This is a genomic window from Chimaeribacter coloradensis (genome assembly GCF_002858715.1).
Lineage (GTDB): Bacteria > Pseudomonadota > Gammaproteobacteria > Enterobacterales > Enterobacteriaceae > Chimaeribacter > Chimaeribacter coloradensis.
Window position 1 is genome coordinate 145,524 of the sequence record NZ_PJZH01000001.1, and the last position, 12,633, is coordinate 158,156.

Annotated in this window: 12 protein-coding genes; all 12 read left to right on the plus strand. The window is 55.5% G+C overall.

Going from position 1 to position 12,633, the window contains the following annotated elements; all coding sequences use genetic code 11:
• Nucleotides 1–44 precede the first annotated feature (44 nt).
• The 12 genes from cmk to CYR32_RS00655 all read left to right on the plus strand — a co-directional run bounded on the left by cmk (nt 45) and on the right by CYR32_RS00655 (nt 12,632).
• Nucleotides 45–734, plus strand: coding sequence for a (d)CMP kinase (gene cmk, locus CYR32_RS00600; RefSeq protein WP_101821526.1), 690 nt, complete (start codon nt 45–47; stop codon nt 732–734).
• A gap of 122 nt (nt 735–856) precedes the next feature.
• Complete coding sequence (gene rpsA, locus CYR32_RS00605; RefSeq protein WP_072925799.1) at nt 857–2,530, plus strand: 30S ribosomal protein S1; 1,674 nt, start codon at nt 857–859, stop codon at nt 2,528–2,530.
• Nucleotides 2,531–2,590: 60 nt separating this feature from the next.
• Entirely contained in the window at nt 2,591–2,875 is a 285-nt protein-coding gene (gene ihfB, locus CYR32_RS00610) for an integration host factor subunit beta (RefSeq protein WP_072925795.1), read from the plus strand.
• Nucleotides 2,876–3,146: 271 nt separating this feature from the next.
• Nucleotides 3,147–5,423 (plus strand): ComEC family protein, encoded by a 2,277-nt coding sequence (locus tag CYR32_RS00615; protein WP_101821528.1) that lies wholly within the window; start codon nt 3,147–3,149, stop codon nt 5,421–5,423.
• A gap of 36 nt (nt 5,424–5,459) precedes the next feature.
• A complete protein-coding gene (msbA, locus tag CYR32_RS00620; protein ID WP_101821530.1) occupies nt 5,460–7,208 on the plus strand; it encodes a lipid A ABC transporter ATP-binding protein/permease MsbA in 1,749 nt (582 codons plus the stop codon).
• Complete coding sequence (lpxK, locus tag CYR32_RS00625; RefSeq protein ID WP_101821532.1) at nt 7,205–8,185, plus strand: tetraacyldisaccharide 4'-kinase; 981 nt, start codon at nt 7,205–7,207, stop codon at nt 8,183–8,185. The genes msbA and lpxK overlap by 4 nt, the downstream gene beginning before the upstream one ends.
• Before the next feature lie 331 nt (nt 8,186–8,516).
• Nucleotides 8,517–8,726 (plus strand): transcription antiterminator/RNA stability regulator CspE, encoded by a 210-nt coding sequence (gene cspE / locus CYR32_RS00630; protein ID WP_101814197.1) that lies wholly within the window; start codon nt 8,517–8,519, stop codon nt 8,724–8,726.
• A 211-nt stretch (nt 8,727–8,937) separates the two neighbouring features.
• On the plus strand, nt 8,938–9,153 hold the full coding sequence (locus tag CYR32_RS00635; protein WP_101821534.1) for a cold-shock protein: 216 nt from the start codon (nt 8,938–8,940) through the stop codon (nt 9,151–9,153).
• 92 nt (nt 9,154–9,245) lie between these two features.
• Nucleotides 9,246–10,502, plus strand: coding sequence for a winged helix-turn-helix domain-containing protein (locus CYR32_RS00640; protein WP_101821536.1), 1,257 nt, complete (start codon nt 9,246–9,248; stop codon nt 10,500–10,502).
• A gap of 65 nt (nt 10,503–10,567) precedes the next feature.
• Nucleotides 10,568–10,750 carry a Trm112 family protein gene (locus CYR32_RS00645; RefSeq protein WP_101821538.1) on the plus strand — a complete coding sequence of 61 codons (183 nt, stop codon included), beginning with the start codon at nt 10,568–10,570 and terminating at the stop codon, nt 10,748–10,750.
• Nucleotides 10,747–11,496 carry a 3-deoxy-manno-octulosonate cytidylyltransferase gene (kdsB, locus tag CYR32_RS00650; RefSeq protein WP_101821540.1) on the plus strand — a complete coding sequence of 250 codons (750 nt, stop codon included), beginning with the start codon at nt 10,747–10,749 and terminating at the stop codon, nt 11,494–11,496. Before CYR32_RS00645 ends, kdsB begins: the two co-directional genes overlap by 4 nt.
• Before the next feature lie 242 nt (nt 11,497–11,738).
• Entirely contained in the window at nt 11,739–12,632 is an 894-nt protein-coding gene (locus CYR32_RS00655; RefSeq protein ID WP_101821542.1) for a YcbJ family phosphotransferase, read from the plus strand.
• Nucleotide 12,633: the final 1 nt, after the last annotated feature.

Sequence of the window (12,633 nt, forward strand, 5' to 3'; positions counted from 1 at the left end):
TACTGGTTAATAAAACGGGTTTCCCCGATCTAAAGGAGTGAGATATGACGGTCACAGCCCCGGTTATTACCGTTGACGGCCCGAGTGGTGCCGGAAAAGGCACACTGTGCAAGGCGCTGGCAGAGACGTTTGGCTGGCACCTGCTGGATTCCGGCGCGATTTACCGCGTGCTGGCACTGGCCGCGTTGCACCATCAGGTGGATATCCAGTCCGAAGATGCCCTGGTTCCGCTGGCCGCGCACCTCGACGTGCAGTTTATCTCCCGCAATGGGCAGCTTGAGGTGATCCTCGAAGGCGAGGATGTCAGCCACGAAATCCGTACTGAAACGGTAGGGAACACGGCGTCGCAGGCGGCGGCATTCCCACGGGTACGTGAGGCGCTGTTGCGCCGCCAGCGCGCATTCCGTGACCTGCCTGGCCTGATTGCTGACGGCCGCGACATGGGCACCGTGGTTTTCCCTGATGCGCCGGTAAAAATATTTTTGGATGCCAGCGCAGAAGAACGTGCACGCAGACGCATGCTACAGTTGCAGGAAAAGGGCTTTAGTGTTAACTTTGAACGTCTTTTAGCCGAGATAAAAGAACGCGACGACCGCGATCGTAATCGGGCTATTGCGCCGCTGGTACCCGCTTCTGATGCACTGTTGCTTGATTCAACGAGCATGTCCATCAGTGAAGTGATTGAGAAAGCCCTGTCCCATGCACGGGATGTATTAGCGCTGACGCAAAAATAACAGACATTGGTCTGCTGAATTTTTTACCTTGCTGCCAGGTACGGCGGTGGGGCATGTGAAACAACCCCATCCGGCGGGATGCTAGATGGACGTTAAATTGAAGAATCCTGAAGATTATCAATATGACAGAATCTTTTGCTCAACTATTTGAAGAATCCTTAAAAACAATCGAAACCCGCCCGGGTTCCATCGTTCGCGGTGTTGTTGTTGCCATTGACAAAGATATCGTACTGGTTGACGCCGGTCTGAAATCTGAGTCTGCTATTCCGGCAGAACAGTTCAAGAACGCCCAGGGTGAGCTGGAAATCCAGGTGGGTGACGAAGTTGACGTTGCTCTGGATGCAGTTGAAGACGGCTTCGGTGAAACCCTGCTGTCCCGTGAAAAAGCTAAACGTCATGAAGCTTGGATCACGCTGGAAAAAGCTTACGAAGATGCTGAAACTGTTACCGGTGTTATCAACGGCAAAGTTAAAGGCGGCTTCACTGTTGAGCTGAACGGCATCCGTGCGTTCCTGCCAGGTTCCCTGGTTGACGTGCGTCCGGTACGCGACACCCTGCACCTTGAAGGCAAAGAACTCGAGTTCAAAGTCATCAAGCTGGACCAGAAACGCAACAACGTTGTTGTTTCCCGTCGTGCCGTGATCGAATCCGAGAACAGCGCTGAGCGCGATCAACTGCTGGAAAACCTGCAGGAAGGCATGGAAGTTAAAGGTATCGTTAAGAACCTCACTGACTACGGTGCATTCGTTGATCTGGGTGGCGTTGACGGCCTGCTGCATATCACTGATATGGCATGGAAACGCGTTAAGCATCCGAGCGAAATCGTGAACGTTGGCGACGAAATCACTGTTAAAGTGCTGAAGTTCGACCGCGAGCGTACCCGTGTTTCCCTGGGCCTGAAGCAACTGGGCGAAGATCCGTGGGTTGCTATCGCTAAGCGTTATCCGGAAGGCACCAAGCTGACCGGTCGTGTGACCAACCTGACTGATTACGGCTGCTTCGTAGAAATCGAAGAAGGCGTTGAAGGTCTGGTACACGTTTCCGAAATGGATTGGACTAACAAAAACATCCACCCGTCCAAAGTTGTTAACGTTGGCGACGTAGTGGAAGTGATGGTTCTGGACATCGACGAAGAACGTCGTCGTATCTCCCTGGGCCTGAAGCAGTGCAAATCCAACCCGTGGCAGCAGTTCGCTGAGACCCACAACAAGGGCGACCGCGTTGAAGGTAAAATCAAGTCTATCACTGACTTCGGTATCTTCATCGGCCTGGACGGCGGCATCGACGGCCTGGTTCACCTGTCTGACATCTCCTGGAACGTTGCAGGCGAAGAAGCAGTACGTGAATACAAGAAAGGCGACGAAATCGCTGCTGTTGTTCTGCAGGTTGACGCAGAGCGCGAGCGTATCTCCCTGGGCGTGAAACAGCTGGCTGAAGACCCGTTCAATAACTACCTGTCTATGAACAAGAAAGGTACTATTGTTACCGGTAAAGTCACTGCAGTTGACGCTAAAGGTGCTACAGTTGAATTAGCGGGCGGCGTAGAAGGCTACCTGCGTGCATCTGAAGCTTCTCGCGACCGCGTTGAAGATGCGACCCTGGTTCTGAATGTTGGCGACGACGTTGAAGCTAAATTCACCGGTGTTGACCGTAAGAACCGCGTTGTAAGCCTGTCCGTTCGTGCTAAGGACGAAGCTGACGAGAAAGATGCCATCGCTTCTGTGAACAACAAACCAGAAGAAGGTAACTTCTCTAACGCTATGGCTGAAGCTTTCAAAGCGGCTAAAGGCGAGTAATGACGGGGGGCGGCGCTGCCGCCCCGAAACGGTAGTTTAGCTGCAAAGCTTGGAGGAACTATGACCAAGTCTGAACTCATTGAAAGACTTGCTGGCCAGCAATCTCATATTCCGGCGAAAGCCGTTGAAGATGCGGTGAAAGAAATGCTTGAACACATGGCCGGTACGCTGGCTGAAGGTGAACGCATTGAAATTCGCGGATTCGGCAGTTTTTCACTTCACTACCGTGCTCCGCGTGTTGGGCGTAACCCAAAAACCGGCGATAAAGTTGAGTTGGACGGCAAATATGTTCCTCACTTTAAACCGGGCAAAGAGCTACGCGATCGCGCGAACATCTATGCCTGATTAGGGCGTAATGTTATTGCCTTAGCGATGATAAAACGGTGCCTGACGGCACCGTTTTTTTATGCTTCACATCCCCTCTTTTTTTGTTTAAAAAACCTGCCGATTAAAAAAGCGTGTGAGAAAGGTTCCACACTTTTCCCCTGTTTACTGTAATCCTTCATTTTCTTCAGCACCCATGCCGTAATACCGTTCTTTTCTGTTCGCCTTACCTTTTTACTCTGCTGCACACTGCTCGCCTGAACGGATTATCTCTGTTAAGGCAGGAGCCACGATTAACCTCTCACTCACTCAACTTGCTTCGGCGTGGGTCGCCGGAACCTTACCGCTCATGTTTTTGCCGGAATTACCGGCAACCTGGGTAAGCGGCCTGCTGATCGCTATTGCAGCCGGGTTGTCACGCAGCGACCGGGCAGCAGCGGCAACAACATGGCTGGCGATTTTCTTGTTGGCGATGGTATGGGCGTTGATGCATGCACACACCGCATTAACGCAAATTGAGACATTATCTCAACGTAATGTCGCGCTCGAAGGCGCTGTTACCTCGATCGTCATGCCCGGTCAGCAAGATGACCGCGTAACGGTCAGGGTACAGAAGGTGAATGGCCGCTGGGTATTTCCACCCATAACGATCTCTGCCTACTGGCCGCCGGCAGAACCCATGCGGTGTGCCGGGCAACGGTGGCAGCTGCAAACGGCATTACGGCCTGTACATAGCCAGCTGAATGAAGGCGGGTTTGACGGCCAGCGCTGGGCAGTAGCGAATCACCGTCTCTTAGAAGGGAAAGTGCTCAAGGCATATCCGCTTTCAACAAAATGCAGCTACCGTCAGCGCTTTATCAGCTACATACAGCAAACCATGCCGGAGGCGCGCCACCAGGCCATCCTGCTGGCATTGGCGTTCGGGGAAAGCCGTTTTCTGGATGACGATACCCGGCTATTGCTGCAACAAACCGGGGTGGCGCATCTCATGGCTATTTCCGGATTGCATATAGCCGTCGCGGCTCTGTTTGGCTGGTGGCTGGCCCGGGCTATACAGGGTTTTCTGCCGGTAACATGGATAGGGCATCGCTTCCCGCTCATGCTGAGCGGTTTGGTTGCGCTGGCCTATGTCGGGTTGTCCGGTGCGAACCCTCCGGCAGTAAGAAGCGGGTTAGCGCTGGGGGTGTGGCTGTCGTTACGGCTGTTTTCAGTCAAATGCAGTGGCTGGCAGGTCGGGTTATGGTGTATGGCCCTGATGCTGTTTTTTGACCCGCTGATGGTTCTTTCCGACAGCTTCTGGCTCTCATGTTTTGCCGTCAGCGCGCTGCTCTTCTGGTATCACTGGTGCCCTCTGCCGTTTCGCTATACCACCGGCTGGCGCTGGGTGGGGGTACGGTGGTTTCACCTGCAATTCAGCATGTTTATTTTACTGGTGCCTCTTCAGGCAGGCATCTTCGGCGGGGTAAATGCTGCATCACTGGTGGCCAATTTATGGGCGGTGCCCTGGGTCTCCTGTCTGGTGGTGCCCTTGGTGTTACTCTCATTAGTTTTTTCATTCTGGCCTTTGCTGGCGGGCTGTCTCTGGGAATCGGCAGACCTCCTGCTTAGCTGTGCACTTAAGCCGCTACCTTTGTTGCAGTCCGGCTGGCTCTTTCTGGACAGGCGCGCCCTGTTCTGGAGTGGGGCAGGGTGGCTGGCGGTTATCGCATGGCGTCTTGGCAGCGTGCGGAAACATGCGCCTCTGGGCCTGGCGGTGATACTGTTGACAGCGGCCTATATGAGGGCGCGGCCGGCAGAAACGTGGCGGCTGGACATGATTGACGTTGGGCATGGGCTGGCGGTGCTGATTGAAAAGCAAGGGAAAGGCGTGCTGTTTGATACCGGCAACCGCTGGGAGGGGGGTGATAGCGCTCAGCGGACAATTTTGCCCTTTTTACGCTGGCGACATGTTGAGCTGGAAGAGATCATCATCAGCCACAGCCATCTGGATCATCAGGGCGGGCTGGAAACCTTACAGGCTGCGTTTCCGCAGGCCAACCTCCGCTCCGCCCAGCAGGCGCTGGGGCTGCCTTGCCGGCAAGGGGAGACATGGCAATGGCGGGGCTTAACTTTCCGCGCACTCTGGCCAAAAACATTGGCCGGGCAGGCCGGTAATAATCAATCCTGCGTGGTTGCCGTCACCGATGGTCACCACCAGATTCTGTTGACCGGCGATATTGAACAGGACGCGGAGCGGGCACTGCTGAGGGAGCAGCGGGCGGCGCTGGCATCAACTGTGCTTCAGGTCCCCCATCACGGCAGTAATAGCTCTTCCATTGCACCCTTTTTGCGGGCGGTTAACCCACAAGCTGCCCTGGTCTCTGCATCACGGTTTAATGCCTGGCACTTACCGGCGAAAAAGGTCAGATCACGTTATCAGGACAACCATATCAGGTGGTGGGAAACGCCGTGGTCAGGGCAAATCACCGTGCTTTTTTCGCACGATCGCTGGCAAATAAAGGGCTTCCGTGAACAAATTATGCCCCGATGGTATCACCAGCGGTTTGGCGTACAGAGGGATAATGAGTAGAATGAGCCGCTATTACTTACGAAGCTGGTTAATTGCATGATGAATGATAAAGATCTCTCCACCTGGCAGACCTTTCGTCGCCTCTGGCCGATGATCACACCGTTTAAAACAGGCCTGATAGCGGCGGCCATTGCACTGATTCTTAATGCTGCCAGCGATACGTTTATGCTGTCATTGCTGAAACCCCTGTTGGATGACGGGTTCGGCAAAGCAAACAGCTCAATTTTAGTGTGGATGCCGCTGGCCGTGATTGGGCTGATGCTGCTCCGCGGCATTACCAGCTTTATCTCAAGCTATTGTATTTCATGGGTTTCCGGGAAAGTGGTGATGCAGATGCGCCGCCGCCTTTTCAGCCATATGATGGGGATGCCGGTTTCCTTTTTTGATCAGCAATCCACCGGGACGCTGCTGTCACGTATCACCTACGACTCAGAGCAGGTGGCGTCCTCTTCATCCAGCGCACTGATTACCGTGGTGCGTGAAGGTGCGTCGATCATCGGCCTGTTTATCATGATGTTCTATTACAGCTGGCAGCTGTCGCTCATCCTGATTGTGATTGCGCCGGTAGTCTCTGTGGCTATCCGCCTGGTCTCCAAGCGTTTCCGCAACATCAGCAAAAATATGCAGAACACGATGGGGCAGGTGACCACCAGTGCCGAGCAGATGCTGAAAGGCCATAAAGAAGTGCTGATCTTTGGCGGTCAGCAAGTTGAAACAGAACGCTTCAATCAGGTCAGTAACCGTATGCGCCAGCAGGGGATGAAAATGGTCTCCGCTTCGTCGATTTCCGATCCGATTATTCAGCTGATTGCATCACTGGCGCTGGCCTTTGTTCTCTATGCGGCCAGCTTCCCCAGCGTCATGGAAACCCTGACCGCCGGTACCATTACTGTCGTCTTCTCTTCCATGATTGCCCTGATGCGTCCGCTGAAGTCGCTGACGAATGTGAACGCCCAGTTCCAGCGTGGTATGGCCGCCTGCCAGACCTTGTTCTCCATTCTGGATATGGAGCAGGAAAAAGATGAGGGTACCCGCGAAGTCACGCGTGCCGTTGGCGAGATTGAATTCCGCCATGTGACCTTCAGCTACCCGGGGAAAGACACGCCGGCCCTGCGTGATATCAATCTGCATATCCCGGCCGGGAAAACCGTGGCGCTGGTGGGGCGGTCAGGCTCAGGCAAATCGACGATTGCCAACTTGCTGACCCGTTTTTATGACATTCAGCAGGGCGAGATCCTGATGGACGGCCACGACCTGCGCGAATATACCCTGTCATCGTTGCGCCGCCAGGTGGCGCTGGTGTCGCAGAATGTTCATCTGTTTAATGACACCATCGCCAATAACATTGCGTATGCCAGCCAGCATCTCTACACCCGTGAGCAGATTGAGCAGGCAGCGCGGATGGCTTATGCCATGGACTTCATCGCGAAAATGGATAACGGCCTGGATACCGTCATCGGTGAAAATGGCGTGTTGCTGTCCGGCGGCCAGCGCCAGCGTATCGCCATTGCCCGCGCGCTGCTGCGTGATTCGCCGGTGCTGATTCTGGATGAGGCGACGTCAGCGCTGGATACGGAGTCTGAGCGTGCTATTCAGAAAGCCCTGGATGAGTTGCAGAAGAACCGGACCTCGCTGGTGATTGCCCACCGGCTGTCGACCATCGAAAGCGCGGATGAAATCCTGGTCGTTGAGGATGGGCGCATCATTGAACGTGGCAACCATCCGACGCTGTTAGCGCAGGAAGGGGCTTATGCACAGCTCTACCGGATGCAGTTCGGCCAATGATAGAGAAGATCTGGGCCGGGCGCTCACCGCTGTACCTGCTGTTATTGCCGTTCTCCTGGCTGTATGGCGCGGTCTCGTCACTGATTCGTCTGAGCTATCGGTGGGGATGGCGCAAAAGCTGGCGGGCACCGGTGCCGGTTGTGGTGGTAGGCAACCTGACTGCCGGGGGCAACGGTAAAACCCCGGTGGTGATCTGGCTGGTCGAGCAGCTTCAGCAGCGCGGCCTGCGGGTCGGCGTGGTCTCACGCGGGTATGGCGGCAAAGCCCCGCACTACCCGTTGCGGGTCACGGCGGAGACCGGGACCCAGCAGGCGGGTGATGAGCCGGTGCTTATCTTCCAGCGCACCGGCGCACCGGTTGCGGTGGCACCGGTACGCCGTGAGGCGGTTCAGGCACTGCTGGCTGAACCGGTCGACATCATTGTGACAGATGATGGCCTGCAACATTACGCCCTGCAGCGTGATGCGGAAATCGTCGTGGTGGATGGTGTGCGCCGGTTTGGGAATGGCTGGTGGCTGCCGGCCGGGCCCATGCGTGAGCGGGCCGGGCGGCTGAAACAGGTCGATGCGGTGATCACCAATGGCGGCCGGCCGGAGCCGGGCGAAATCGCCATGAGGTTGCAGGCGGGCCAGGCCGTTAATCTGTTGACCGGTGAGCGCTGCGCACCTGAACAGCTGCAACAGGTGGTTGCCATGGCCGGGATTGGCCACCCACCGCGCTTTTTCGCCACGCTTGAGGCGTTGGGCGTCCGGCCGCAGCAGTGTGTGGCGTTTGCGGATCACCAAAATTATCAGCGTGATCAGCTCACTTCGCTGACCAACGGTGATGATCTGCTATTGATGACGGAGAAAGATGCGGTGAAATGCCGGGCATTTGCCCAGGCCAACTGGTGGTATCTGCCGGTCAATGCTGATATTAACCCGGCTCAGGCGGAAACATTGTTAAACCGGCTCACTGCATTATGTGCAAAACCGTAAAGTAAAAAATAACTGCGGTAATTTATTGATGAATACTAAGCAGTTAAGAAAATAACGGCCTGTATTTACAGAAATACCCGATTGTTAGTGTGGAAAAACTTGCTATCAGTCGGGCTTTATGAGTAAATAGCCTCCTGCCTGCAATGCAGACCTGGTTATGAGTGTGTGATCTACTATAGAGTTAAGCTAAAGTTCAGCTGTTCCTCCCAAAACGTTGTCATCTGATTCCGCTTCTAAAGACGAACCCTCTTGTTATCCCCATCAGTAATATTTCTGCCAGCAGTCACGTTATGCCGTACGGCACATTATTTAAAGTTAAAAGGTAAGTCTGATGTCCAAGAAAATGGGTCAAGTTAAGTGGTTCAACGAAAGCAAAGGTTTTGGTTTTATTGAACAGCAGGATGGCGGCAAAGACGTGTTCGTTCACTTCTCCGCTATCGCCTCTGAAGGGTTTAAAACCCTGGCTGAAGGCCAGCGTGTAGAGTACACCATTCAGGACAGCCCGCGCGGTCCGGCTGCGGCAAACGTTGTTGCTCTCTGAGTAAACAGCGCCAGTTATGATTAACGGCAGAAAAAATTCAGACTAGTGCTGATTCCCCTTAATCATAAACTGATCAATTCTAGACCCGCAGCGATGCGGGTTTTTTTAAAAGCTCAAAAAAGGTTTTGTTTATTGAAGACACAATTGAGCAACAGCATCCAGTACCAATAAGGTGTGCTGAGGATGCTCAAAAAATTAAGGAAAATAAAATATGATGTTAAAAATAGGCCGTGTGAAATGGTACAACGAAGCTAAAGGCTACGGCTTTATTTCTCCGAATGACGGCGGCAGCGATCTTTATGTCAGCCGCATGTCGATTGCCAATACTAAAAATAAATCCCTTCTGGAAGGGCAACAGGTTGAATTTACCTGTTACCACAGCGTTTATCATGGTTTATCCGCAGCGGATGTTATCGCCCTGCATTGATCGACGGCCTGTTCCGTTGATTTTACCTGCTGTATAAAGTGTGCTATCGATATCCTTAATACCGTGTTATTACACGAAGAATGGATATCGTTATGCCAAGCCCAACACTTTCCCTGTCCGCGGCCCGCACCCTTCACCTCGCTGCGCAACAGTTATTACGCCCCCTCGCGTCACCGCCGCAACGCCACCATCTGCTGGAGATAATCCGGGCGATGGGGCTTTTGCAAATTGACACCATCAGTGTCGTGGCGCGCAGCCCGTATCTGGTGCTGTTCAGCCGCCTGGGGGCTTACCCGCCTTCATGGCTGGATGAGGCGCTGGCACAGCGTGAGCTGTTTGAGTACTGGGCCCATGAAGCCTGTTTCATTCCTGCCGATGACTTCCGCCTGTTACGCCACCGGATGCTTGCCCCGCAAAAGATGGGGTGGAAATATAATGCGGCCTGGCATCAGCAACACCAGCCGGAGATTGCCCGGCTGTTAGAGCATATTGAGCAGCATGGCCCGGTGCGCTCTGCGGATTTTAGCCGCCCATCCGGCAGCGGCAGTGGCTGGTGGGACTGGAAGCCGGAAAAACGGCATCTGGAGACGCTTTTTACCCTGGGGCAGGTGATGGTGGCCGAGCGGCGTAATTTCCACCGGGTTTACGATCTCACTTCCCGGATCATGCCTGGCTGGCGTGATGACACAGACACATTGAGTGAAGCGGAGGCCCGCCGGGAAATGTTGCGCCGCAGCGCCCGCTGCCTGGGTATTTTCAAGGCTGACTGGCTGCCGGATTACTACCGGTTAACACGGGTGCCGCTTAAGGAAACCATCGACTCTCTGCTGGCGGAAGGCGAGATCCTGCCGGTCAGCGTTGCCGGGTTTACCGCGCCGTTCTACCTTCACCACAGCTTACAGCCGCTCTGCCGGCACCTGCAGCAGACGCGTTTACGTTCCACTGTCACGACCCTGCTTTCCCCCTTTGATCCGGTGGTCTGGCACCGCAAACGCGCCCTGGAATTGTTCGGGTTTGACTACCGCATCGAGTGTTATACGCCGCAGGAGAAGCGGCGCTATGGCTATTTCGTGTTGCCGGTTTTACAGCGCGGTGAGTTGATCGGCCGGACAGATGCCAAAATGCACCGTAAAACGCGCATTTTTGAGATCAAACAGTTCTATCTGGAGCCGGGTGTCACGCTGGGGCCGCAGCGCATCCGCGATCTTACCCAGGCGATCACCCGCTGCGCACAGTGGCATGGGGCAGAACAGGTGCAGATAGGGGAGGTGCCGGAGGCGTTGCAACCCCATTGGCAACAGGGGTGGCGATGTGGAACCCAGTACGCAATCTTGCAGGACGATGATTAACCCGCTCTGCCGCTTATGTTATTCTCTGTTTCCTGAGTGTTTAACCCCTCCAGCGTGGAAGAATTATGGATCATCGTTTACTGGAAATCGTGGCGTGCCCGGTGTGCAACGGCAAACTCTATTTCAACAAAGAAAATCAGGAACTGGTATGCAAAGCGGATAGCCTCGCCTACCCGGTGCGGGACGGCATTCCGGTGTTGCTGGAAAATGAAGCGCGCGCGCTGTCAGCAGATGAGACGCATCCATGAGTTTTATCGCCATTATCCCCGCGCGTTTTGGTTCCAGCCGCCTGCCCGGTAAGCCGCTGGCCGATATTCACGGTAAACCGATGGTGGTGCGTGTGATGGAACGCGCGCGCGCGTCCGGCGCTGACCGGGTCATTGTCGCCACCGATCACCCGGACGTGGTCTCAGCGGTGGAAGCCGCAGGCGGTGAAGTCTGCCTGACGCGGGCCGATCACCAGTCCGGGACGGAACGCCTGGCAGAGGTCGTGGATCATTACGGGTTTGCAGACGACGATATTATCGTCAACGTCCAGGGCGATGAGCCGATGATCCCGCCGGTGATTATCCGGCAGGTGGCGGAAAACCTGGCCGGATGTGCGGCCGGTATGGCGACCCTAGCAGTGCCGGTGGAGTCAGCCGACGAGGCATTTAACCCGAATGCAGTGAAAGTCGTACGGGATGCGCAGGGCTTTGCGCTCTATTTCTCCCGCGCGACTATCCCATGGGATCGCGACCGGTTTGCACAATCCCGTGAGCAGATAGGCGATCACTATCTGCGCCATATCGGGATCTACGCCTATCGCGCCGGCTTTATCCGCCGTTATGTGACCTGGTCGCCCAGCCCTCTGGAGAATATCGAGCTGCTTGAGCAGCTGCGGGTGCTCTGGTACGGCGAGAAGATCCACGTTGACGTAGCCCATGCGGTGCCGACCGTGGGCGTGGATACCGCCGAGGATCTGGCGCGGGTCCGCGCAGCCTTTACCGGCTGAGGCGGGATGCGGCCGGGCACCTTGCCCGGCCGATAACATGCCCGCTTAGTTGTCAGCCCCTCAGCCCCTCAGCCTCTCAACTCCTCAGCGCCGTCTGCCGCGCCTGGCTTCAGCCAGAACTTTCCGCCTTTTCCCGCCTCTGCTCAGAGAAGGGTTAATCCCACTAATATTGATCTACATTGAAGAATGAGCCTGGTGATACTTCCATCATGGATTGATTCCGCCAATGGAGATCGCTGCCCATGAATCAGCTTAAAACCGAACTCAGCATGGTGCTGGGCGAACCGTTATCACGTATTGAGCGCATCAGTGAGCAGCCTTATGCCCACCTGTTCAGCCTCTACGATGCGCAGGGCCATGCGGTGCCGCTTCTGGCAAAAGGGTTTCTGACTGCCGGAATTGCGCGGCAGGAGGCGTATAAGCTCTCTGTCCTGACCCACGAAGGGGATGTCAGGATGCCCACCGTCTATGGGCTGATGCCGACGCAGATGCCGCCCTACAAAGAGGTGTTGCTGATAGAACGCCTGCGTGGCGTGCCGGCTGAGGTGCCGACGCGCAACCCACAACGCTGGGAAACGCTGAAAGAGCAGATTGTAGAAGGAATACTGGCCTGGCACCGGGTGGACAGCCACCGCTGCGTGGGCACGGTAGACAGCACCCAGGAGAACAGCTGGCGTAACTGGTACCAGCAGCGGGTGGAAGTGTTATGGTCGACCCTTAGCCATGTGCAGGCACCGGTATTAGAGCGTGAGGACCGCGAACTGCTCTACCGGTCGCGCGCCAGCCTGCCGCAGCTGTTTCACGGTTTCGATGATAACGCCGTGCTGGTCCACGGCAACCTGACGTTGCGCAGTATGATGAAAGACCCGCGCAGCGATCAGCTGCTGGCGATGGTCAACCCCGGTATCATGCTTTGGGCACCGCGGGAGTATGACCTGTTCCGTCTCTGTGAAGAGGGCATGTCCGGCGAGCTGCTGTTTGCCTACCTGCAACGGGCACCGGTCTCGGACGCTTTTGTGGCGCGCCGCTGGCTCTATGTGTTGTGGGAGGCGGTGGCGCGGCTGCTGCACACCGGGCAGTTGGATCGCGCCCCGTTTTCCCACGCCGCCCGGGCGTTACTCCCTTGGCTGACCTGAC

Coding starts and splice junctions, on each gene's coding strand:
- CYR32_RS00640 (WP_101821536.1), top strand. CDS start 9,246: ATGCCAAGCCCAACACTTTCCCTGTCCGCGGCCCGCACCCTTCACCTC.
- cspE (WP_101814197.1), top strand. CDS start 8,517: ATGTCCAAGAAAATGGGTCAAGTTAAGTGGTTCAACGAAAGCAAAGGT.
- CYR32_RS00645 (WP_101821538.1), top strand. CDS start 10,568: ATGGATCATCGTTTACTGGAAATCGTGGCGTGCCCGGTGTGCAACGGC.
- kdsB (WP_101821540.1), top strand. CDS start 10,747: ATGAGTTTTATCGCCATTATCCCCGCGCGTTTTGGTTCCAGCCGCCTG.
- ihfB (WP_072925795.1), top strand. CDS start 2,591: ATGACCAAGTCTGAACTCATTGAAAGACTTGCTGGCCAGCAATCTCAT.
- lpxK (WP_101821532.1), top strand. CDS start 7,205: ATGATAGAGAAGATCTGGGCCGGGCGCTCACCGCTGTACCTGCTGTTA.
- CYR32_RS00655 (WP_101821542.1), top strand. CDS start 11,739: ATGAATCAGCTTAAAACCGAACTCAGCATGGTGCTGGGCGAACCGTTA.
- rpsA (WP_072925799.1), top strand. CDS start 857: ATGACAGAATCTTTTGCTCAACTATTTGAAGAATCCTTAAAAACAATC.
- cmk (WP_101821526.1), top strand. CDS start 45: ATGACGGTCACAGCCCCGGTTATTACCGTTGACGGCCCGAGTGGTGCC.
- msbA (WP_101821530.1), top strand. CDS start 5,460: ATGATGAATGATAAAGATCTCTCCACCTGGCAGACCTTTCGTCGCCTC.
- CYR32_RS00635 (WP_101821534.1), top strand. CDS start 8,938: ATGATGTTAAAAATAGGCCGTGTGAAATGGTACAACGAAGCTAAAGGC.